This is a genomic window from Streptomyces sp. NPDC050416 (genome assembly GCF_044458845.1).
In the GTDB taxonomy this organism is placed as follows: domain Bacteria; phylum Actinomycetota; class Actinomycetes; order Streptomycetales; family Streptomycetaceae; genus Streptomyces.
On sequence record NZ_JBITII010000010.1, the window covers coordinates 131,961 to 154,069 of the forward strand.

Sequence of the window (22,109 nt, forward strand, 5' to 3'; positions counted from 1 at the left end):
GCGGCCCGTCACTACAACCGGTGAAGGACTTCAACCCATGACGACGCCCACGATCGAGCTCAAGCCGTCCGCCAACCCGCTCTCCGCCGCAGAACGGGAAGCGATCCTGGCCAACCCCGGGTTCGGCCGCCACTTCACCGACCACATGGTGACGATCAAGTGGACGGAGGGCCGCGGCTGGCACGACGGTCAGCTCGTGCCGTACGCGCCGATCTCCCTCGACCCCGCCACCACGGTCCTGCACTACGCGCAGGAGATCTTCGAGGGGCTGAAGGCCTACCGCCGCCCCGACGGCTCGGTCGCCACGTTCCGTCCCGAGAAGAACGCCGAGCGCTTCCAGAGCTCCGCGCGCCGGCTGGCGATGCCCGAGCTGCCGGTCGAGACGTTCATCGAGGCGTGCGACGCGCTCGTGAAGCAGGACAAGGCGTGGGTGCCGGCGCACGGTGGTGAGGAGTCTCTCTACCTGCGTCCGTTCATGATCGCGACCGAGGTCGGGCTGGGGGTGAAGCCGGCCAACGAGTACCTGTTCCTGGTCATCGCCTCCCCGGCCGGCGCGTACTTCCCGGGAGGCGTCAAGCCGGTCTCCATCTGGGTCTCCGAGGACCGCGTCCGTGCCGTCCCCGGAGGCATGGGTGACGCCAAGACCGGCGGCAACTACGCGGCGTCCCTGCTCGCGCAGGCCGAGGCCGCGACCAAGGGCTGTGACCAGGTCTGCTACCTCGACGCGGTCGAGCACAAGTGGGTCGAGGAACTGGGCGGCATGAACCTGTACTTCGTGTACGGCGACAAGATCGTCACGCCGTCCCTCACGGGCTCCATCCTGGAGGGCGTCACGCGGGACTCCCTGCTCGCCGTCGCCCGTGATCTCGGGTACGAGGCCGAGGAGGGCCGGGTCTCGGTCGACCAGTGGCAGCGGGACTCGGAGAACGGGTCGCTCACGGAGGTGTTCGCCTGCGGTACGGCCGCGGTGATCACGCCGGTCGGGACGGTGAAGCGGGCCGGGGCCGAGTGGAAGCAGAGCGGGGGAGAGCCGGGCGAGGTCACGCTCCGGCTCCGCCAGGCGCTGCTCGACATCCAGCGCGGTACGGCGGAGGACAAGCACGGCTGGATGCACCAGCTGGGCTGAGTCCGCTGCCCACCCCGGGGCTCCGCCCCTGGGCCCCGGCCTATGCCCACCCACCGCCGAATCGGTCGGTCAAGAAACCGCGTTTGCTCCTGTTGCCATGATCCATGCTCAGCCCAAGGCCCCGAACGGTGTTGGGCGTTCTGGTCACCCGCGTTCGCTCCACAGTCCGGCGGCACGGATCGTGTCCGTGGTCCGGGAATGCGGGGGGGGCGGTTCCCTCACCCTCAAGGGCACGCCGGTCGGCCTGGACGGTCAGATGCCCGTGCACATCGCTCTGGTGTGCACGGGGCGGTGTCGTCCGTCGCCGGATCGAGTGTCCTTGAGAGCGCCGTCCGATGGCCAGGGCGGCGGCGTCGTGGCGAGTGGTCTTACGCTGTGTGCCGGTCAGCGGGGCCTGCCAGTGGTACTCGCACGTCTACGTGCGTCACCTGAAGTGACCGACCGCATCCTGAGACAACCATGAGCCGGGCGCGGGGGTTGTGCCAGACTGCCCCCGTGCTCTCGTTCGCCATGATTATTGGCAGCAGGCGCGCCGGTCCGCAGTGACCGCCACGTACGACCAGGTACGGGCGGACACCGTCGTCCTCGACCCGCGCGCAGACCTCTCGCACCCGCGAGAGGTTTTTCGCATTTCTGGCCCACCCGCAGCCGGAGGCGAGAGCGCGAGGGAGTATGCGAGGGCGGTGGAGCCGGTCATTCCGGTACGACCGAGATCCCATCCTCAGGAGCCTTGACACATGACCGCACCCAGTGAGCTCGACGATTCCTTCCACGTCTTCGACACCACCCTGCGCGACGGCGCCCAGCGGGAGGGCATCAACCTCACCGTCGCCGACAAGCTGGCCATCGCGCGGCACCTGGACGACTTCGGCGTCGGCTTCATCGAGGGCGGCTGGCCGGGCGCGAACCCCCGGGACACCGAGTTCTTCGCCCGCGCCCGGCAGGAGATCGACTTCCGGCACGCGCAGCTGGTCGCGTTCGGGGCGACCCGCCGCGCGGGAGCCAAGGCGGCTGACGACCCGCAGGTCAAGGCCCTGCTGGAGTCGGGCGCCGAGGTGATCACGCTGGTCGCCAAGTCCCACGACCGGCATGTCGAGCTCGCCCTGCGCACCACCCTGGACGAGAACCTGGAGATGGTGCGCGACACGGTGTCGTTCCTGAAGGAGCAGGGCCGCCGGGTCTTCGTCGACTGCGAGCACTTCTTCGACGGCTACCGCGCGAACCCCGAGTACGCGAAGTCGGTCGTCCGTACCGCCTCGGAGGCAGGCGCGGACGTGGTGGTCCTGTGCGACACCAACGGCGGCATGCTCCCGGCGCAGATCCAGGCGGTCGTCGGCACCGTCCTGGCCGACACCGGCGCCCGGCTCGGCATCCACGCCCAGGACGACACGGGCTGCGCGGTGGCGAACACGCTGGCCGCCGTCGACGCGGGCGCGACGCACGTCCAGTGCACGGCCAACGGCTACGGCGAACGCGTCGGCAACGCCAACCTGTTCCCGGTCGTGGCGGCCCTGGAGCTGAAGTACGGCAAGCAGGTCCTGCCCGAGGGCCGGCTGCGCGAGATGACGCGCATCTCGCACGCGATCGCCGAGGTCGTCAACCTCACGCCCTCCACGCACCAGCCCTATGTGGGCGTCTCGGCCTTCGCGCACAAGGCCGGCCTGCACGCCTCGGCCATCAAGGTCGACCCGGACCTGTACCAGCACATCGACCCCGAGCAGGTCGGCAACACCATGCGGATGCTGGTCTCCGACATGGCCGGCCGGGCCTCCATCGAGCTCAAGGGCAAGGAACTCGGCATCGACCTCGGCGACGACCGTGAGCTGGTCGGCCGGGTCGTCGAGCGGGTGAAGGAACGCGAACTCAGGGGCTACACGTACGAGGCGGCCGACGCGAGCTTCGAGATCCTCCTGCGCACCGAGGTCCAGGGCAAGCCGCTGCGCTACTTCGAGGTCGAGTCCTGGCGCGCCATCGTCGAGGACCGGCCCGACGGCTCCCACGCCAACGAGGCGACCGTCAAGCTCTGGGCCAAGGGCGAGCGCATCGTCGCCACGGCCGAGGGCAACGGCCCGGTCAACGCGCTCGACCGGGCCCTGCGCGTGGGCCTGGAGAAGATCTACCCGCAGCTCGCCAAGCTGGAACTGGTGGACTACAAGGTCCGCATCCTGGAGGGCAAGCACGGCACCAACTCGACGACCCGCGTGCTGATCTCCACGTCCGACGGCACGGGCGAGTGGGCGACGGTCGGCGTGGCCGACAACGTCATCGCCGCGAGCTGGCAGGCCCTGGAGGACGCATACACGTACGGGCTGCTGCGGGCGGGAGTGAGCCCGGCCGAGTAGGCCGGGAGGGGGCGGGCGACGGCGCCTTGCGCGCCGTCGCCTCAGCCGCCCCGATCCATCGCGTCCGTCTGTGTCGATTCTGTGCCGATTCGGGTAGCTTCGAACATATGAAGGCCGCAACGGTGCGTACCCTCGTACGTCTGCTGATCGTGCCGGTCGTCGCCGTACTGGCGGCGCTGATGGCCGGTGCGCCCGGTGCGCAGGCGGCCACCGACCTCTCAAAGGTCGCCGCGGAACTGCGCGAGAACCCGGTCTACGTCGATCCGGCCGCCCGCGGCCAGTTGGCCGCGTCGGACGCCGAGGCGCTCGCCGACAAGATCAAGGACGCGGACAAGCCCGTCTTCGTGGCGGTCCTCCCGGCCGGCTTCCCCACCCAGGACCTCTTCAGGAACCTCCGCACCGAGACCGGCGTCACCGGCCTGTACGGCATCCGTCTCGGCGACGAGTTCGACGCCCGTGCGGACAGCGCGGTGATGAGCAGCCAGGCGGTGTCCAACCTGGTCACGGCCGTACGGGGCGCGGGCGACGCCAAGGCCCAGCTGAACGACTTCGTCGACGACGCCCTGCGCAACGTGCGCGGCTCGGCGCCCAGCAGCTGGAGCGACGGCTCGGGCACCGACGTGCCGGTCGGCGGTCTGGTGACGGTCGGCGCGCTGGTCGCGGCCGGCGGCGCGGGCGCCTACGCGCTGGTCCGCCGCAACCGCCGCCGCCACGAGGAGGAGCAGCGGGCCGCGCTGGAGAAGCTGCGCGTGGTGGTCGACGAGGACATCACCGCCTTCGGCGAGGAACTCGACCGCCTCGACTTCCACCCCGGCGAACCCGGCGCGGACGACGCGATGCGCGCCGACTACGAGCACGCGCTGGACGCCTACGAGCAGGCGAAGTCCCTGATGGCCGCCGCGACGAAACCGGAGGACGTGCGGGCCGTCACCCAGGCCGTGGAGGACGGCCGGTTCTCCCTGGCACGACTCGCGGCCCGCCGCGGGGGCGCCCCGCTGCCGGAGCGCCGCCCGCCCTGCTTCTTCGACCCCCGTCACGGCCCCTCGGTCACCGACGCGAGCTGGACACCCCCGGGCGGCGCCACGCGCGACGTCCCCGTCTGCGCGGCCGACCGGACCCGGCTCGCCGAGGGCCGGGACCCGGTGATCCGCGAGGTCGACACCGAACTCGGCCGCCGCCCGTACTGGGAGGCAGGCCCCGCGTACGGCCCCTGGGCCGGCGGCTACTTCGGCGGCGGCCTCCTGCCCGGCCTCCTCGTCGGCACCATGCTCGGCAGCATGATGGCCACCCCCGCCTACGCGTCCGACTACGGCTCCGGCTACGGCGACTTCGGCGGCGGCGACGTCTCCGGCGCGGACTTCGACACGGGCGACTTCGGGGGCGGCTTCGGCGACGGAGGCTTCGGCGGCGGCGACTTCGGCGGGGGAGGGGACTTCGGCGGCGGCTTCTGACCCGATGGGCGACGGGCCCCGGACCCGAGTCCGTCCTGCACGAGCAGACCGAGCGCGGTGCGCCGAGCCCGGCCCTGGTCACCGCCTCCGCCCCCGACTTCGGCACCCACGCCGGGGCAGGGTCCGGCACCCGAGCCAAGGCCGACGCCCGGCCGCTTCCCGGTCCAGGGACCTGCTACCCCTGTCGCTTGTCACCAACGTCCCGGGACAGCACAGTGCAGAACGTCGCACCGTTGACGAGGGCGCCCAGCGCCAGCGTGACGAGCAGCCGGGGGCTGCGCAGCGACCGCAGTTCACCGCCCAGCGCGGGCGGCGCACCCCCCGCCGAACCGCCCGGCACCGACCTCGCCACCGCCACCAGCGTCGGCAGTGACACCAGCGCCACGGCCCAGAACGCCGCACGCCAGCCCCACAGCCCGCCCAGCACGGCCCCGGCGGGCACCCCGGCCACGCACGCCAGCGTCACCCCGCCCAGCAGCATGGACGTGGCGCGCCCCTTCGCGTCCGCCGGGACCATGTCCACGGCGGCCACCAGGGCGTCGGCGAGGAACCCGGCGTTGGCGAGCGCCCCCACGACCCGCGTGGCGAGCAGCACCTCGAAACTGCCGGTGAGAGCACCGACGACATGGACGGCGAGGAACACCACGAGGAACGCCAGCAGCGCGCCCCGCCGCGGCCGGCGCCGCGCCAGGCCCGCCACCAGCGGCGCCCCCACGACCATCCCCACCGCGAAGGCGGAGGTCAGTGCCCCCGCCGCGGGAACGGACACCCCCAGATCCCGCGCGATGTCCGGCACGAGACCGGACAGCATGAACTCGGACGTTCCCTGCGCGAACACGGCAAGGCCCAGCAAGAGAAGAGCGAACGGCAGGAAGAAACTCCGCAACCCGAAGCCGACGTCGGACACGACAGGTCGGACGGCTTCCGGCGGCGGAGCGAGCCGAGCTCAGCGGCCCGGCATCACGAACAGCCACCGGAGAGCCGGTGGCCGCACTCTGGACGCCTCGGGGCTGGACATGGCGCAGACGTTAGGCGGAGCCGGGCGCCCGGGTCCACCGGTATTCCTCCGGCTCTCCCCGGGCCGCGGTCACGGCCGTTTCCCGCCGGCCGCCACCGCGGTGGACGACGACCACGGCCGCGAGGCAGACGGCCAGGCCGAGCGCGGTCTGCACGCCGAACGGCTCACCGAACACGAGCGCGCCCCAGACGGCCGTGACCGGGGCCATGAGGAACATCAGCGTGTTCACCTTCGTCACCCCGGAGCGCTTCAGGATGAGCCAGTACAGCCCGTACCCGCCGAACGTGGACAGCCCCACGAGCCAGGCGACGGCCACCCAGAACCCGCCCTCCGCGGGCGGCACGGCGGCCCCCGTGGCCAGCGCCAGCACGGAGAAGAGGACGGCACTGGTGGCGCAGTGGACGGTCAGCGACACCGAGGGGGCGACCCGCGAGCGGGACCGGCTCTCCAGGAACGTGGCCGCGACCAGCGACAGCATGCCGAGCAGCGGGACGGCGTACGCCCACCAGGGCACGCCGGTCCCGGCCGCGGCGTCCGCCAGGGTGACCACCGCGACGCCGCCCAGGCCCAGACCCAGGCCGATCCACTGCCGGCCCGAGACGTACTGCCCCAGCAGCGGCCCCGCGAGCGCCCCGGCGACGAGCGGCTGGACACCGTCGATCAGGGCCGTCGTGCCGCTGGAGACGCCGAGCTGGATGGCGTAGTAGACGCTGAGCAGGTAGCCGCTCTGCGACAGCACGCCGATGACGGCCTGCCGGGTCACGTCCCGGGTGGTGAGCCCCCGCCAGGCCGTGCGCGTGAGCGCGGCGACCGCGACGAGGACGACGGCCAGCGGCAGGAACCGCCACATCAGGACCGTGATCGCGGACGCGTTGCCCGCTCCGAGTTTGGCCCCGATGAACCCGGAGCTCCAGCAGAGGACGAAGGCGACGGAGAGCAGGATGTTCATGAACATCACAACCAGTAGACAGATCGGTATACCCGTTCCCCGTCAACTATACAGATCGGTATACTTGGGTGCTATGAGTACCACCGCCGCCACTGCCGGGAATCCGCGCCGGGTCATGATGACGCCCGCCGCCCGCCGCGTCCTGGCGGCGGCCGCCCGGCTGTTCTACGAGCGCGGCATCCACGCCGTCGGCGTGGACCTCATCGCCGCCGAGGCCGGGGTGACGAAGAAGACCCTCTATGACCGGTTCGGCTCCAAGGAGCAGATCGTCGTGGAGTACCTCGCGGACCGCGACGAGCGCTGGCGGACCTTCCTCGCCGAACACCTCGACGCGGCCCCGCCCGAGCCCGCGGAGCAGGTCCTGGCGGTCTTCGACGCCTCGCGCGCGTGGGCGGCGGAGCACAGCCCCAAGGGGTGCAGCATGGTCAACGCGCACGCGGAGATCAGCGACCCCGCCCACCCGGCCCACCCGGTCATCACCGGGCAGAAGCAGTGGATGCTCGCCCTCTTCACCCGCCTCGCCTCGGGCGTCGACCCGGAGGGGGCCGACGCCCTGGCCCGGGCGCTGATGCTGCTGCACGAGGGCGCGCTCGTCGCGCACGGCCTCGGCATCTTCCCGGACGCCATCGCCCATGCCCGCGAACAGGCCCGCGCGCTGCTGGCGTAGCGGACAGGATCCGTCCTACCGGGTCTCTACGGTGGTGCCATGACCGCCTCCGGAGACGCCCTCTCCTTCGCGACCGCCGCCGACCTGGACTCCTGGCTGGCGGCACACCCCGCCCCGCATCCGGGCCTGTGGGTCAAGGTCGCCAAGAAGGGCTCGGGCATCCCCTCCGTCAGCGCCGCCGACGTCAACGACGTGGCACTGTGCCACGGCTGGATCACCGGGCAGCGCAAGGGCCTCGACGCGTCGTACTACCTCCAGCGGATCACCCCGCGGCGCCCCGGCAGCCTCTGGTCCATGGTCAACGTCCGCCGGGTCGAGGAGCTGACCGCCGAAGGGCGGATGCGGCCCGGCGGCCTCGCGGAGGTGGCGGCCGCGCGGGCGGACGGACGGTGGGAGGCGGCGTACGCGTCCCAGCAGGAGGCCGAGGTCCCGCAGGACCTCGCGGCGGCACTGGAGGCGAGCCCGCGGGCCGCCGCCGCCTTCGAGGCGCTGGGCCGGACGGACCGGTACCTGGCGATGCTCGGCGTGCTCCGCGCCCGGACCCCGAGGAGCCGGGCGGCGCAGGTGGCGGCGGCGGTCGCGAAGCTGGAGGCCGGCCGGAAGACCAGGTGAGGCACGGGCAGGGCCCGGCACCGTACGGCACCGGGCCCGCAAGGCGTGTGCGGCGGAGTCAGAGTGTCGACGCCGCCGAGGCGATGGCGGAGGCGAACGTCGAGACCTCCGTGTAGACGCCGGGGGCCTCGGGCCGGGCGCAGCCCTCACCCCAGCTGACGATGCCGACCTGGATCCAGGCCCCGGCGTTGTCCTTGCGGAACATGGGTCCGCCGGAGTCGCCCTGGCAGGTGTCGACCCCGCCCGCGTCGAAGCCGGCGCAGATCTCCTCGCTCGCGACGAGGCCGCTGTAGAGGCCGCCGTAGGCCTTGCAGGCGGCGTCGCCGACGAACGGCACGGTCGCCTTCAGCAGATAGCGCTGCTGGGAACCGCCCTCCCGGTTCGCGCCCCAGCCGGCGACGGTGAAGTCACCGGTGTTGTACTGCGCGGTGGTGGCGATCTTCAGGGTCGGCAGGTTGATGGGCTGGGCGAGCTTGATCAGCGCCCAGTCCTTGCCGGTGCCGTTGTAGCCGGGAGCGCGCAGCACCTTGGTGGAGCGGACCTGCACCCGGCCGCTGGTGGACTGGAGGTCGACGACCCCCGCGGTGGCGGTGATGCCCGTGTTGTTGCCGGAGGCCCCCACGCAGTGCGCGGCCGTGAGCACGATCTGCTGGGTGTACAGCGCGCCGCCGCAGCCCATGGAGAGCCGGACCATGAACGGGAACTCGCCCTGCGCGGCCCGCGTCCCGCCGACGACGGGCGAGGGGGCGGCCTGCGCGGCGGTGACGGGCTGAAGGCTGGCGACCGCGAGGGCGGCGGCCCCGAGGACCGCGCATCTCTTGAGGGCCGTGAGGAGTCTCTTCAACGTGATGCCTTCCGTGGGGGGTTGCCTGGGGAGGTGCAACCGGAAGCATTAGATTGACGAGCGCATGACAATATCGGTAGGCGGGAACCGGCCAGAACCGGCCCGGCGGTATGTCACCGGGCCGGCCGCGCCGGGCTCACGCGTTCCTGATCGCCGAGATGTCGAAGTTGAGCTTGATCTTGTCGGAGACCAGGACACCGCCGGTCTCCAGCGCGGCGTTCCAGGTCAGGCCCCACTCGGAGCGCAGGATCTCCGCCTTGCCCTCGAAACCGACGCGCTCGTTGCCGAAGGGGTCCTTCGCGGCGCCGTTGAACTCGAGGTCGATGGTGAGGGGGCGGGTCGTACCGAGGATCGTCAGGTCGCCGGTGATGCGGTAGTCGTCGCCGCCGAGGGCCTCCGCCCGCGTGGAGCGGAACGTCATGGCCGGGAACTCGTCCGCCTTGAAGAAGTCCGAGCTCTTGAGGTGGCCGTCGCGGTCGGCGTTGCCCGTCTCGATGCTGTCCATCACGACGTCCAGGGAGGCGGTGGACCGCGAGGGGTCGGTGCCGTCGAGGTGGAGCGTGCCCGTGAAGTCCTGGAAGCTGCCCTTGACGTTGGTGACCATGGCATGCCGGGCGACGAAGCCGATCGTCGAGTGCGCGGGGTCGATCGTGTAGTCGCCGGTCAGGGCGGCCAGCTCCGGGCGCACGGCGTCGGTCGTGGCGGTCTCGGTGTCCTTGCGGCTGAAGATGCTCATGGGGTACTCCTCCTGTGTTCTGCGATCGGCTGGAATGTTGAACGTTGTACTACCTAACGCGACCCACCGTAGACCTATTCCGGTTCAACGTTCAACATTTTTGGCGGGTGTGTCGCGACATGGCGCCGATACCGCCGCATGGCGGCACCGGGCGGCACGCAGGGGTGGTGCTGCCGCATCCTGTGCGGAGGGCCTGGAAGGCGAGGTTCCACTTCATGGGACCGGCAGGAGACAGCCGAGACCACGGCGGACGGACAGCGCAGGGAGACCGACCGATGACACTCACCGGCTCCGGCTCGGCCTACGACCCACCGGCGGGCGCCGCCCCACGCCGTCCCGCCGCCCCCTCCCCGGCGCCCGAGCACGGCCCGCCACGACGCCTGGACCAGCGCGTGGCCCTGGTCACCGGGGCCTCCTCGGGCATCGGGGCGGCCACGGCACGGCGCTTCGCGATGGACGGCTGGCAACTGCTCCTCAGCGGCCGCGACCGGCGCCGCCTGGAGCAGACGGCCTCCGGCACCACGGCCGTCGTGCTGCCCGCCGACCTCGCCGCCCCGGACGGCCCGCGCCTGCTGGCCCGGTCCGCGCTGCACACGACCGGCCGGGTCGACGTCCTCGTCGCCGGGGCGGGCATCGGCTGGGCGGGCCCGTTCGCCGGCATGCCGCACACCGACATCGACCGGGTGCTGACCCTGGACCTCAACGCCACGCTCCACCTCGTGCGCGAGGTGCTGCCCGTCATGATCGCGGCCGGGCAGGGCCGGGTGGTGCTGCTCGGCTCGATCGCGGGCTGCGTGGGCGTACGGGAGGAAGCGGTGTACTCCGCGGCCAAGGCCGCGCTGGCCGCCTTCTCCGAAGCGCTGCGCCGGGAACTGCGCGGCACGGGCGTGGGCGTGACCCTCGTGGTGGCCGGCCCCGTCGACACGCCCTTCCACGCTCGCCGCGGCAGGCCCCACGACCGCTCCCACCCCCGGCGGATCCCGCCCGGCCGCGTCGCCGGCGCCCTCTGGGAGGCCGTACGCGACGGCCGCGACCAGGTCTACGTCCCCGCCTGGCTGGCCCTCCCGGACCGCCTGCGCGCCCTGGCGCCGGGGATGTCCAGACGCCTGCTGAACTGCTTCGGCTGACCCCGCCCCGGCATCCGGGGTGTCGTTCCGCCGTTCCGGTCACTCCGGCCGGATCCTCCGTTCAGGTGACCGTCTCCCCGTGGTAGGGCAGGGGCATGGTTCCCCAGCGTCGCGTCTTCTCCCGCCGTACGGCCGAGGCCGCCGCCCCGCCTCGCCCCGGCCGCCGCGGCCTGCTGCTCGCGGCCGCGGCCCTGGCGGCGACCGGCGCCGCGAGGTCCACGCCCCGTGGCACCGGCGCACCGGACGCCGACGCGCAGGACACCGAGGTTCAGGGTCCCGGCGCTCAGGGCCCCGAGGCCGACCCGTACGACACCCTCCGCCGGCGCTGGCTCGGCATCGCCCTCGGCACCGGATACGACCCGGCCGCGCAGCCGTACGCCTCCCGCCTCGCCGAGACCGGCGAACTCGCCCGCGCCCTGCACGCGGCCATGGCCCCGGCGGCGGACTCCCTCTGGCCCGGCCACCTCTTCGACCCGCCGGCCGGCATCACCATGAGCTACAGCCGCCTGTGGACCATGGCCCGGGCCCATGTCCAGCAGGGCACCGGCTCGACCGCCGACCCGGACCTCACCTGGAACCGTCCGGTCCGCCGGGTCACCCACACGGACGAGACGGTCGAAGTACTCTCCACAGGCCGCCGGCTGCGGGTGCGCGTCACCCCCGGGAAGGCATGCGCCACCCACGTCTGTGAGGTGACTCTCGGCTGACGGCTTTGTCGGACCCGTACAAGCGACACGCCCCCTGAGCAGTCAGAAGGGCTGCACCCCGCCGTGGTTCTGTTCAGGGGTACCAGGAAAACACGCCGGAGACTGTGAGGAGTCGACGGCCCGCAATCCTTGGTTGGCTTCGTAAGGTCGCTACATGACCGTTTTGGATGAGGCGCCGGGTGAGCCGACCGACGCGCGCGGACGCGTGGCCGAACTGCACGAGATCCGTGCGCAGGCGGTGGCCGGACCGAGCGAGAAGGCGACCGAGGCGCAGCACGCCAAGGGCAAACTGACCGCGCGGGAGCGTATCGAACTTCTCCTCGACCCCGATTCCTTCCGTGAGGTCGAGCAACTGCGCCGGCACCGGGCCACCGGCTTCGGTCTGGAGGCCAAGAAGCCGTACACCGACGGTGTGATCACCGGCTGGGGCACCGTGGAGGGCCGGACGGTCTTCGTCTACGCCCACGACTTCCGCATCTTCGGCGGCGCGCTGGGCGAGGCCCACGCCACGAAGATCCACAAGATCATGGACATGGCCATCGCGGCCGGTGCCCCCCTGGTCTCCCTGAACGACGGCGCGGGCGCCCGCATCCAGGAGGGCGTCTCGGCCCTCGCCGGCTACGGCGGGATCTTCCAGCGCAACACCAAGGCGAGCGGGGTCATCCCGCAGATCTCGGTGATGCTCGGCCCGTGCGCGGGCGGCGCGGCCTACAGCCCCGCCCTGACGGACTTCGTGTTCATGGTCCGCGACACCTCGCAGATGTTCATCACCGGCCCGGACGTCGTCAAGGCGGTCACCGGCGAGGAGATCACGCAGAACGGCCTGGGCGGCGCGGACGTGCACGCCGAGACGTCCGGCGTCTGCCACTTCGCCTACGACGACGAAGAGACCTGCATCGCCGAGGTCCGCTACCTCCTCACCCTCCTGCCGCAGAACAACCGCGAGAACCCGCCCCGCGCGGAGGCCTCCGACCCGGTCGACCGCCGCTCGGACGTCCTGCTCGACCTGGTCCCGGCGGACGGCAACCGGCCGTACGACATGGCCAAGGTCATCGAGGAGATCGTCGACGACGGCGACTACCTGGAGGTCCACGAGCGCTGGGCCCGCAACATCATCTGTGCGCTGGGCCGGATGGACGGCCAGGTCGTCGGCATCATCGCCAACCAGCCGCAGGTGCTCGCCGGTGTCCTGGACATCGAGGCCTCCGAGAAGGCGGCCCGCTTCGTCCAGATGTGCGATGCCTTCAACATCCCGATCGTCACTCTTCTGGACGTTCCCGGCTTCCTCCCGGGCGTCGACCAGGAGCACGGTGGCATCATCCGCCACGGCGCGAAGCTCCTCTACGCGTACTGCAACGCGACCGTGCCGAGGATCTCGCTGATCCTGCGCAAGGCCTACGGAGGTGCGTACATCGTCATGGACAGCCAGTCCATCGGTGCGGACCTCACCTACGCCTGGCCGACCAACGAGATCGCCGTCATGGGCGCGGAGGGTGCGGCCAACGTCATCTTCCGCCGTCAGATCGCCGAGGCCGAGGACCCCGAGGCCATGCGGGCCCGCATGGTCAAGGAGTACAAGTCCGAGCTGATGCACCCCTACTACGCGGCGGAGCGCGGCCTGGTCGACGACGTCATCGACCCCGCGGAAACGCGCGAGGTGCTGATCAAGTCCCTCGCGATGCTCCAGACCAAGCACGCCGACCTGCCCTCCCGCAAGCACGGCAACCCTCCGCAGTAACCTCGCGGACATCTCTCTCCTGGAGACTGAGACCCATGGACATCCCTGACATCCGCGTCGAGAAGGGCCACGCCGAGCCCGAGGAAGTCGCCGCCATCACGGCGATCCTCCTGGCCCGCGCCGCCGCCCGCCCCACGGACCCGACCCCGACGCACCGCGGCCGCGTGAAGGCGGGCTGGCGCCGCCTGGAACGCGAGCCGGGCTTCCGCGCCCCGCACAGCTGGCGCTGACTTCTGCCGAGCGCTCACCGCCCCGTCCTCCTCCGGGAGAACGGGGCGGTGGCACGTCAGGTCCCGGGTCGGGCGGTGACCGGGGTGGCGTACAGGACCAGGTCCTCCTCGTACGCACCGGCCTCCTCGTCGTACGCACCACCACAGGTGACCAGCGCCAGGCGGTGCGGCCCGTGCCGTGAGAACAGGCCGACGGGCAGCCGCTGCCGCGGGTATCCGAGGCGCGCCGTGACGCGGTAGGCGCGTACCGAGCCGTCCACGCCGGTCACATCCACCGTGGTGCCCATGTCCAGCCGGCCCAGGGGCTCGAACGTGCCGGGCTCCCCGGCCTCGGTGTCGACGTGGCCCGCGACGAGCAGCGTTCCGTGCGCTGCCCCTGCCGACGCGCCCAGAGCCCACCAACCGGCCTTGCCAGGGGCCGCGGGCGGATGCAGCGCCCCGTCGATCCCGGTCGCCACCGGTACGAGATCCGCCACCAGGCCGCCCGCTGCGCGCAGCCGCACCGGGACGGCGGCCGGGCCCGGCCGGTACGCCGAGCCGGGGACGACGGCCCGGCCGTGCAGCGCGCCCGCGTCCCGGGGCACCGCGGCGGGCGAGTCCTCCACCGACGACACCGGCCCTCCCACGCACAGCACTCCGGCGGTGCACAGGGAGGCGACCGCGCATCCCGTCGGCACCGACGGGCTCCACGGACGCCCCGCCCTCACACACCCGGCACCGGTGCCACGACCCGGTGGTCAGCGGCTGCCCGTGGCGGCGCGGCGGCGGGCGATCAGGCACCAGGCGGCCGCCGCCGTCAGCACGCCCCCGGCGCCGAGGGCCGTGGCCGCTGTCCGGCCGGTCGTGTCGTCGGCGAACGCGGCCCGGGGGGACCGAAACCGGCGCGGACGGGCGCGGACGGTCTTGGACGTGCCGGGCGCATGGCAGTCCCGCCCCTCACCATGTCCAGGTGCATCTTCACCGCAGGACGCGCGGCCTCGGCCGCGGCGACGGCCTTGGCGTTGCTGCCGCCGGAGATCTCCTGGTCGATCAGCGCCAGCGTCTTGGTGTGCGCGTCGTTCTGCGCGACGAGCCAGGCCTTGTCGTACGCGGCGCTGCCGGCCTTGGCCCGGTCCGACGCGAGCACCCGGCGCTGCTCGGGGCTGGGGCCGCTGGGCAGTGAGACGTTCAGCTTTCCGGCCAAGGCGCGGACATGGCGTCGAGATGGGTGTGGGCCCGGACCAGCACCGCGCCGACGTGCCGCACAGATGACGTGCCGCACAGATGCGGTGGCCGCGTTCTTCTCCGCGTCCTGGCCGGCGGCGATCTCCGCGAGGTTGCCCTGGTGGGCGGCGCGCAGGAACGACGCGTCCTGCGTGCTCACGTCGGCGGCGAACGCCGGGGCCGGAGCCACGGCGGCCATGGCTATGCCGCACATCGCCGTGAAGGTGACCACGCCGGGGATCCTGGATCTGCGCATCGGGGATGCTCCTTCCGACCGGTGCGTGGCATCACCCCGCGCCGGTCCGGCTCGTCAGAGCGGGCAGCCGTTCCGGCGCCCGACGGGCCATCCCTTCCACGCGTCGGCGACACGCCGTGAACTCACCCGCACGGCGCATGCCGTCCACCCGTGCGGACGGCATGCAGGCGGCCGACCGGACCGGCGCCGGTACGACGACCGCCGGGACCCGGAAAGCGGGTCCCGGCGGCCGGGAGGAGACGAGCACCCCGCGGGGTGCGACGGCTACCGCAGGCGTGCCATCAGCGCGTGCTCCACCAGCGTGATCAGCGCCGACTTCGCGTCCGCCCGGTGCCGGGCGTCCGTCGTGATGATCGGGGTGTCAGGGCCGATCTGGAGAGCTTCCCTGACCTCGTCCGGCGTGTACGGCTGCTGGCCGTCGAAGCCGTTGAGGGCGATGACGAACGGCAGGCCGCTGTTCTCGAAGTAGTCGACCGCGGGGAAGCAGTCGGCGAGACGGCGGGTGTCCACCAGCACGATCGCACCGATGGCGCCGCGCACCAGGTCGTCCCACATGAACCAGAACCGGTCCTGGCCCGGCGTACCGAAGAGGTACAGGATCAGGTCCTGGTCCAGGGTGATACGGCCGAAGTCCATGGCGACCGTCGTGGTCGTCTTGTCCCCGGTGTGGGTGAGGTCGTCGATGCCGGCCGAAGCTGACGTCATGACGGCCTCGGTACGCAGCGGGTTGATCTCCGAGACGGCCCCGACGAACGTGGTCTTGCCCACGCCGAAGCCACCCGCCACCACGATCTTCGCCGAGGTGGTGGAGCGGGAAGGACCGCCGCTAGAGCTTGCGAAGTCCACTGAGCACCCTTTCGAGCAGTGTCACGTCTGGCTGGCCGCCGGCGTTCTCGTCGCCGCCGGGCTGATGGATGGCGACCAGTCCCGCCTCCGCCAAGTCGGCGACGAGGATCCTGGCCACGCCGAGAGGGATCGTCAAGAGCGCCGAGATCTCGGCGACCGACTTGATTTCCCGGCAGAGGTTGCAGATCCGCTGATGCTCGGGCAACTGGCCCTGCATCTGGTGCGGCTGCGCGGTGGTGTGCACCAGCGCCTCGATGGCGAGCTGGTAACGAGGGCGGGTCCGGCCACCGGTCATGGCGTACGGACGCACCAACGGGTTGTGATTGTTCGACGCCCCACCGGGCGCCGGCTCTGGGGTGCGGCGCTGCGGCTGCACGGGCTGGATGCGCGGGGCCGGCGGCTGGTCGTACGGCGACGGGCCGGGGCCCTGTGGCGCGTACGGCTGCCGGTGGCTCGGTGCGGAGGGGAAGTTGTAACGGTTCGGGTTCTGTCCACCGTCGCCCTGGCCCTGGGCAGGGCCGTACGACCAGTTGCCCGAAGACGAACCGCCTGGGGGTGTTGCCACTTTCTCCTCCTCCGACTGTGCCGGGCACCCATCGCTGTGGAGCCGCGTCCCGAAACCTTACGGCCCCGGGACGCCAAAACGCACCGTCCGTCTGTTAGTTGAGCAGGCTCCCCTGGAGCTCCGCACGAAGGTCCGGTGTCAGGACCGTACCGGCTCGGTCGACGAGCAGCGCCATCTCGTATCCGATGAGGCCGATGTCCGCCTCCGGATGTGCGAGAACCGCGAGCGACGAGCCGTCGGAGATGGACATGATGAACAGGAATCCCCGCTCCATCTCCACAACCGTCTGATTGACGCTTCCACCCTCGAAGATCCGGGATGCGCCTGCCGTCAGAGACGTCAGACCGGAGGCGACGGCCGCGAGCTGGTCGGCGCGGTCGCGGGGGAAGCCTTCGGACATCGCCAGAAGGAGTCCGTCGGCGGAGACCACCACCGTGTGGGACACCCCCGGGGTGTTGTCCACGAAGTTGGTGATCAACCAGTTCAGGTTCTGTGCCGCCTGGCTCATCGGGCTCACACTAACGCTCCTGGTTGTAGGTGCTGTCAGGACCGAAGCCCTGGCCGTTCGTTTCACTGCCTGCGCTGCGACCACGCTGTACGCCGCGGCGCAGGTTGCTCAGCCTGCCCCGGACGTCCTCCGGGGCGCGGGAGACCTGTGGGCCTCCCTGGGGAGTGCTCTCGGCGGAACCCTCGATCAGGTTGGCCTTGGGCACCCGCCTCGGCAGGCCGGAGGAGGTGACCCCACCCGCCTTGGGCTTCCGGAGCTGCGAGGCCTGCTGCCACCGCTCGTCGTTCGCCGAGCGCCAGTCGCGGTCGCCGTTGCTCTCCGGGGTGGAGGCCGGAGGCTCCTGGCTCGCGTGCCGGGCGCCGCCCGCGCCGTTCGCACCGCTCGCGGCGGCCCCACGGCGGGGAAGCCCGGCGTCGGTCAGCGAGGGTGCGGCGGATTGGGCCTGTCCCGGACGGTCGAAGCCTACGCGGTCCTGCTCACTCGCGTCAGCGGCCTGCGCAGATTCCGTTTCCTGGGCCTGAGAAGGGTACTGGCTCGGGTAGCCGTTCTGGTAACCGTCCTGCTGGGGCCAGTCGTCCTGGTGGCGCCGCTGCTCGAAGGCGGCGAAGCTGCCGGGCGCACCCGCACCCTGTGCCGGGGGCTCCTCCTGGGCCGGCTCCGCATAGGAGGAGGGGTCCGGGTAGCCGCCGTTCGGCGAGAAGGTGTCGTTCTGCGGCAGACCGCCGTTCGGCGCGTAGTACTGCTCGTCGTACGCGGCCCGCTGCGGCTCCTCGTAGGCCGTCTGCCGCTGCTCCTGGTACGACGCCTGCTGGTTCTCGTACGACGCCTGCTGGTCCTCGTACGGCGCCTGACGGTCGTACGCGGACGGCTGCTGCTCCGGGTAGCCGGTCTGGCCCGTGTCGTAGGCCTGGCCGGAGTCGTAGCCCTGCTGTCCGTGGAACTCCTCGGGGTATCCGGGAGTCTCGCCCTGCTCCAGCGCGGGCTGCTGGTGGTTCTGGGCCTCCAGGGCCGCCCGGCGCTCCTCGCGCATCAGGGAGCGGCCCACGGGGTCCAGCTCGCGTATGTCGTCGGGGACATCGGCGTACCGGCTGTCGTCGAAGCCGAACTCCGCCGCCGTGCGCATGGGCTGCTGGTTGAAGTTCTCGCCGCCGAAGTTCTGCTCCGGGATGATCTGCGAGACGGTGAACTCGTCGCGGTCCACGTGCTGCTCGCCGCCACCACCGTGGGTGATCGCGTCGGGCAGCATGACCAGCGAGGTGGTGCCGGCCTGCTCGCCCGAGGGGCGCAGCTGGACGCGGATGCCGTGCCGGTCGGACAGCCGGCCGACCACGAACAGCCCCATGCGCTGCGAGATCGCGGCGTCCACGGTCGGCGGGTTGGCCAGCTTGTGGTTGATGTCCGCGAAGTCCTCGGCGGTCAGGCCGATGCCCTTGTCGTGGATCTCGATCATCACGCGGCCGTCGGGGAGACGGGTCGCGGTGACGCGGACCTTGGTCTGCGGGGAGGAGAACGTGGTCGCGTTCTCCAGCAGCTCGGCGAGCAGGTGCACGAGGTCGGTCACGGCGCGGCCGTGGATCTCGGCCTCCGGGACGCCGGACAGCTCGATGCGCTCGTACTGCTCCACCTCGGAGGAGGCGGCGCGCAGCACGTCGACCAGCGGGACCGGCTGGTCCCAGCGGCGGCCGGGCTCCTCGCCCGCGAGGACGAGGAGGTTCTCGCCGTTGCGGCGCATACGGGTCGCCAGGTGGTCCAGCCGGAAGAGGTTCTCCAGCTGGTCCGGGTCGGCCTCGTTGTTCTCCAGGTCGGTGATCAGGGTCAGCTGGCCCTCGATCAGGGACTGGTTGCGGCGCGACAGGTTGGTGAAGATCGCGTTGATGTTGCCCCGCAGCAGGGCCTGCTCGGCGGCGAGCCGGACGGCCTCGCGGTGGACCTGGTCGAAGGCGCGGGCGACCTCGCCGATCTCGTCCGTGGTGGTGATCGGGATGGCCTGGACACGGGTGTCGACCCGGCCGGGGTCGGTGCGCGAGAGCTGGTCGACCAGCATCGGCAGGCGCTGCTCGGCGATACCGAAGGCGGCGTTGCGCAGCTGGCGCATCGAGCGGCTCATCTGGCGGGCGACCGCGCCGGCCAGGATGAAGGCCAGGAGCAGGGCGACCACGACGGCGGCACCGGTGATGTAGGCGTCGCGCTGGGCGTCGTCGGCGATGTCGGAGGCTTCGCTCACGGCCTTGTCGGCCAGGTCCGTCTCGATCTTCTCGTAGGCGTTGAACTTGAGCGTGTTGACCGCCCACCAGTTCTCGGCGGTGACGCCCTGTTCGGCGAGGGCGGCGCGGGCGCTCGGATCCGTGGTCTGGAGCGTCGCGACGGCCGAGACCATCGTCTCCGGCTTGGACGGCGGGGCGACGTAGTCCGGGTTCTTGGCCTTGGCCTCCCGGGCCATAGCGGCGCCGTCGGCCCTGATCTTCGCCTCGGCCGCCTTGAGCTTGGCCGCGTCCTGCTCGGTACCGCCGCCGATGTACTCCTGCACGGCGATGCGCTCGAGGTAGGCGTACGAGGACAGGGCGATGCGCTGGCTGGCCAGGTTGCCCTCGTCGGGGCCCGGCTTGGTCAGGATGTGCATGCCGATGGAGCGCTGGAGCGACAGCGCCGCCTTGGTGAGCTCGATGGCGTACACGGTGCGGCCGTAGCTGGTGATGTTGCCGGTGCCGAGGCCCAGCTCGTTGGCGAACTCCGTCAGCGGGTGGGCGATCTCGACGTAGCCCTCTTCGGTCTGTACGCCCTTGAGCTTGGAGGTGTACGCGACCTGCCGCAGGGTCTGCAGCTTGGGTTCCACCTTGCGGAACAGGTCCAGACGCCGCTCCAGACCGGGCTTGGCCGGCATGTTCTGGGCCGCGGCGTCGAAGGCGTCGGCCGCCTCGTCGGTGTTCTTGCGGACCTGGGTGACGGTCGCCTTGTCCTGGGAGTTCTGGGCGCTGCCCTTCAGCAGGGGCGCCGCGGAGGTGTCGCGCTCGTTGTAGAGGGCGTTGGCGTACAGCAGGGAGGCCCGCACCAGACGCGCGGTGTTCTCCGCGTCCTCGGCCTCCTGCCAGGTGTCGATCGAGCTCTTCACCTGGACGCCGCCCATGACGAGGCCGACCAGCACGGGTATGAGCAGGATCGCGTTGAGCCTGGTCGCCACACGCCAGTTGCGCGGGGAGAGACGGCCGCCGCTCTGGGCGGGCGCGGCCGATGGCTCCGAACCGGGCACGGGGGCGGGCGCCGCTGTGCGCGGCGGCGGGGTGAAGTTGCCCCGGGCCGACGGCTCGGGACTGTTCTTGCTTCGCCTCACTCGACCAACAACCTCTCGGCGGTCGGCACCAACGTTGTGCCGCAGTTTCTCAGAGCCCGGTGACGCCATCGACTGACGTGTACGTCATTGACTATTGGGCAGTTCAGGCATTCCAGCACGACGACCTGCGCTCTTCCAAACAGTCCGAGGTGGGGATTCCGGGGGATGTAAGCCCCAGATAAAACGGTCATAAAGAGCGAGCCCCGCCAAAAGGCGGGGCGATTGTGCGCGCAGCGAGACCGGATGTGCGCGACGCGTGGCCGTACCACCGGATTCCTCTGCCGAAACGTTATGAACACCTCGGCCGACCGTGTCAAAGGACACAGTCGGCTCTGGTACATCTACGACAACTGCCGTATGGCGCTTCTGAATTGGGTGCTACCTCAGCCGTGCCATCAGGGCGTGCTCGACCAGCGTGATCAGCGCGCTCTTCGCGTCGGCCCGGTGCCGGGCGTCCGTCGTGATGATGGGGGTGTCGGGACCGATCTGGAGAGCTTCCCGCACCTCATCGGGGGTGTAGGGCTGCTGGCCGTCGAAGCCGTTGAGGGCGATGACGAAGGGCAGACCGCTGTTCTCGAAGTAGTCGACCGCGGGGAAGCAGTCGGCGAGACGGCGGGTGTCCACCAGCACCACGGCGCCGATCGCGCCGCGCACCAGGTCGTCCCACATGAACCAGAACCGGTCCTGGCCCGGCGTACCGAAGAGGTAAAGGATCAGGTCCTGGTCCAGGGTGATACGGCCGAAGTCCATGGCCACCGTGGTGGTGGTCTTGTCCCCGGTGTGCGTGAGGTCGTCGATGCCCGCGCTGGCGGAGGTCATCACGGCCTCGGTGCGCAGCGGGTTGATCTCCGAGACGGCGCCGACGAACGTGGTCTTGCCCACGCCGAAGCCGCCCGCCACCACGATCTTCGCGGAGGTGGTGGAACGACCCGCGTCAGAGCTTGCGAAGTCCACTGAGCACCCTTTCGAGCAGTGTCACGTCCGGTGCGCCGGTGGCCTCGTCGCCGCCCGGCTGGTGGATCGCGACGAGACCGGCCTCCGCCAGGTCCGCGACCAGGATCCGGGCCACCCCGAGCGGCATGTTGAGCAGCGCCGAGACCTCGGCGACCGACTTCACCTCACGGCACAGGTGGCAGATGCGCTGGTGCTCCGGGAGCAGCCCCATGAGCGCCGCGGGATCGGCGGTCGTGCTGATCAGTGCCTCGATGGCCAGCTGGTAACGCGGCCGGGTCCGGCCACCGGTCATGGCGTAGGGCCGGACCAGCGGCTGGTCGCCCTCGTCCTCGTACGGCTCCGCGTACGGATCATGAGAGGCGGGGGGCGGGGTCATGGGTCCTCCGGGCGGGACAGCAAGTCGGTCAGTCGAGCCGTCTGACGAGGCCTGTGTGGGGTCTGTGGCGGCCGGACGGTGATGTGGTGAGAGGGGTGGTGCCGGGGCCGATCAATGGAGCAGACTGCCTTGGAGCTCAGCTCGCAGGTCGGGGGTGAGGACCGCGCCCGCGCGGTCGACCAGGAGCGCCATCTCGTAGCCGACGAGGCCGATGTCGCATTCGGGGTGCGCGAGGACGGCGAGCGACGAGCCGTCCGAGACGGACATGAGGAAGACGAATCCCCGCTCCATCTCCACGACCGTCTGCGCGACGTCGCCCCCCTCGAAGATCCGGGAGGCGCCTGCCGTCAGGGACGTCAGACCGGAGGCGACGGCCGCGAGCTGGTCCGCGCGGTCGCGCGGGAAGCCCTCCGACATCGCCAGGAGGAGTCCGTCGGCGGACACGACGACGGTGTGGGACACCCCTGGGGTGTTGTCCACGAAGTTGGTGATCAACCAGTTGAGATTCTGTGCCGCCTGGCTCATC

General features: G+C 71.3%; 20 protein-coding genes and 3 pseudogenes. 9 read left to right on the forward strand and 14 right to left on the reverse strand.

The genetic code is table 11. The annotated features are described in order from the left end of the window. The first annotated feature begins 37 nt into the window (after positions 1–37). Positions 38–1,126: a branched-chain amino acid aminotransferase gene (locus tag ACIBL4_RS28605; RefSeq protein ID WP_356928839.1), complete on the forward strand. Its 1,089-nt coding sequence runs from the start codon at positions 38–40 to the stop codon at positions 1,124–1,126. 40 nt (positions 1,127–1,166) lie between these two features. Here the strand turns inward: ACIBL4_RS28605 and ACIBL4_RS28610 are convergent. After that, positions 1,167–1,529, reverse strand: a pseudogene (locus ACIBL4_RS28610) (hypothetical protein); the annotation flags it as partial. A 334-nt stretch (positions 1,530–1,863) separates the two neighbouring features. On the opposite strand from ACIBL4_RS28610, the gene cimA reads away from it, so the two are divergent. Next, positions 1,864–3,468 carry a citramalate synthase gene (gene cimA / locus ACIBL4_RS28615; RefSeq protein WP_399414691.1) on the forward strand — a complete coding sequence of 535 codons (1,605 nt, stop codon included), beginning with the start codon at positions 1,864–1,866 and terminating at the stop codon, positions 3,466–3,468. Positions 3,469–3,575: 107 nt separating this feature from the next. After that, on the forward strand, positions 3,576–4,919 hold the full coding sequence (locus ACIBL4_RS28620) for a hypothetical protein (protein WP_399414692.1): 1,344 nt from the start codon (positions 3,576–3,578) through the stop codon (positions 4,917–4,919). A gap of 214 nt (positions 4,920–5,133) precedes the next feature. On the opposite strand, the pseudogene ACIBL4_RS28625 reads toward ACIBL4_RS28620, so the two are convergent. Together ACIBL4_RS28625 and ACIBL4_RS28630 are read right to left on the reverse strand one after the other, a co-directional pair. Then, positions 5,134–5,790, reverse strand: a pseudogene (locus ACIBL4_RS28625) (MFS transporter); the annotation flags it as partial. Between the two features lie 157 nt (positions 5,791–5,947). After that, positions 5,948–6,886: a DMT family transporter gene (locus ACIBL4_RS28630; RefSeq protein WP_399414848.1), complete on the reverse strand. Its 939-nt coding sequence runs from the start codon at positions 6,884–6,886 to the stop codon at positions 5,948–5,950. Between the two features lie 73 nt (positions 6,887–6,959). On the opposite strand from ACIBL4_RS28630, the gene ACIBL4_RS28635 reads away from it, so the two are divergent. Both ACIBL4_RS28635 and ACIBL4_RS28640 read left to right on the forward strand, forming a co-directional pair. Next, positions 6,960–7,553, forward strand: a complete 594-nt coding sequence (locus ACIBL4_RS28635) for a TetR/AcrR family transcriptional regulator (RefSeq protein WP_399414693.1) — start codon at positions 6,960–6,962, stop codon at positions 7,551–7,553. Positions 7,554–7,592: 39 nt separating this feature from the next. Then, positions 7,593–8,165 carry a YdeI family protein gene (locus ACIBL4_RS28640; protein WP_399414694.1) on the forward strand — a complete coding sequence of 191 codons (573 nt, stop codon included), beginning with the start codon at positions 7,593–7,595 and terminating at the stop codon, positions 8,163–8,165. A gap of 58 nt (positions 8,166–8,223) precedes the next feature. Here ACIBL4_RS28640 and ACIBL4_RS28645 read toward each other — a convergent pair whose 3' ends face one another. Together ACIBL4_RS28645 and ACIBL4_RS28650 are read right to left on the reverse strand one after the other, a co-directional pair. Further along, complete coding sequence (locus ACIBL4_RS28645) at positions 8,224–9,009, reverse strand: S1 family peptidase (RefSeq protein ID WP_399414695.1); 786 nt, start codon at positions 9,007–9,009, stop codon at positions 8,224–8,226. 136 nt (positions 9,010–9,145) lie between these two features. Next, positions 9,146–9,745: a YceI family protein gene (locus ACIBL4_RS28650; protein ID WP_399414696.1), complete on the reverse strand. Its 600-nt coding sequence runs from the start codon at positions 9,743–9,745 to the stop codon at positions 9,146–9,148. 275 nt (positions 9,746–10,020) lie between these two features. On the opposite strand from ACIBL4_RS28650, the gene ACIBL4_RS28655 reads away from it, so the two are divergent. The 4 genes and pseudogenes from ACIBL4_RS28655 (at position 10,021) to ACIBL4_RS28670 (ending at position 13,547) form a co-directional block, all read left to right on the forward strand. Then, positions 10,021–10,872 carry an SDR family NAD(P)-dependent oxidoreductase gene (locus ACIBL4_RS28655; protein WP_399414697.1) on the forward strand — a complete coding sequence of 284 codons (852 nt, stop codon included), beginning with the start codon at positions 10,021–10,023 and terminating at the stop codon, positions 10,870–10,872. Between the two features lie 95 nt (positions 10,873–10,967). Further along, positions 10,968–11,510 (forward strand): annotated as a pseudogene (locus ACIBL4_RS28660) (hypothetical protein); the annotation flags it as partial. A 223-nt stretch (positions 11,511–11,733) separates the two neighbouring features. Next, positions 11,734–13,317, forward strand: a complete 1,584-nt coding sequence (locus ACIBL4_RS28665; protein WP_399414698.1) for an acyl-CoA carboxylase subunit beta — start codon at positions 11,734–11,736, stop codon at positions 13,315–13,317. A 35-nt stretch (positions 13,318–13,352) separates the two neighbouring features. Next, complete coding sequence (locus ACIBL4_RS28670) at positions 13,353–13,547, forward strand: acyl-CoA carboxylase subunit epsilon (protein WP_086560316.1); 195 nt, start codon at positions 13,353–13,355, stop codon at positions 13,545–13,547. 56 nt (positions 13,548–13,603) lie between these two features. Here ACIBL4_RS28670 and ACIBL4_RS28675 read toward each other — a convergent pair whose 3' ends face one another. From ACIBL4_RS28675 to ACIBL4_RS28715, 9 genes are all read right to left on the reverse strand, one after another. After that, the gene (locus ACIBL4_RS28675) at positions 13,604–14,224 is read right to left on the reverse strand and encodes a class F sortase (protein ID WP_399414699.1); all 621 of its coding nucleotides are present in this window, start codon (positions 14,222–14,224) and stop codon (positions 13,604–13,606) included. 119 nt (positions 14,225–14,343) lie between these two features. Continuing rightward, positions 14,344–15,006, reverse strand: coding sequence for a DUF4142 domain-containing protein (locus ACIBL4_RS28680; RefSeq protein ID WP_399414700.1), 663 nt, complete (start codon positions 15,004–15,006; stop codon positions 14,344–14,346). A gap of 264 nt (positions 15,007–15,270) precedes the next feature. Continuing rightward, positions 15,271–15,852 (reverse strand): ATP/GTP-binding protein, encoded by a 582-nt coding sequence (locus tag ACIBL4_RS28685; protein WP_014675207.1) that lies wholly within the window; start codon positions 15,850–15,852, stop codon positions 15,271–15,273. Continuing rightward, the gene (locus ACIBL4_RS28690) at positions 15,833–16,417 is read right to left on the reverse strand and encodes a DUF742 domain-containing protein (protein WP_045297456.1); all 585 of its coding nucleotides are present in this window, start codon (positions 16,415–16,417) and stop codon (positions 15,833–15,835) included. The genes ACIBL4_RS28685 and ACIBL4_RS28690 overlap by 20 nt, the downstream gene beginning before the upstream one ends. Positions 16,418–16,511: 94 nt before the next feature. Further along, on the reverse strand, positions 16,512–16,925 hold the full coding sequence (locus ACIBL4_RS28695) for a roadblock/LC7 domain-containing protein (protein ID WP_004983065.1): 414 nt from the start codon (positions 16,923–16,925) through the stop codon (positions 16,512–16,514). 10 nt (positions 16,926–16,935) lie between these two features. Beyond that, entirely contained in the window at positions 16,936–20,253 is a 3,318-nt protein-coding gene (locus ACIBL4_RS28700; RefSeq protein WP_399414701.1) for a nitrate- and nitrite sensing domain-containing protein, read from the reverse strand. A gap of 378 nt (positions 20,254–20,631) precedes the next feature. Further along, a complete protein-coding gene (locus tag ACIBL4_RS28705) occupies positions 20,632–21,207 on the reverse strand; it encodes an ATP/GTP-binding protein (protein ID WP_020271455.1) in 576 nt (191 codons plus the stop codon). Continuing rightward, a complete protein-coding gene (locus ACIBL4_RS28710; protein ID WP_010044602.1) occupies positions 21,188–21,583 on the reverse strand; it encodes a DUF742 domain-containing protein in 396 nt (131 codons plus the stop codon). The genes ACIBL4_RS28705 and ACIBL4_RS28710 overlap by 20 nt, the downstream gene beginning before the upstream one ends. Before the next feature lie 111 nt (positions 21,584–21,694). After that, positions 21,695–22,108 (reverse strand): roadblock/LC7 domain-containing protein, encoded by a 414-nt coding sequence (locus ACIBL4_RS28715; protein WP_020271453.1) that lies wholly within the window; start codon positions 22,106–22,108, stop codon positions 21,695–21,697. Between the last annotated feature and the right edge of the window lies 1 nt (position 22,109).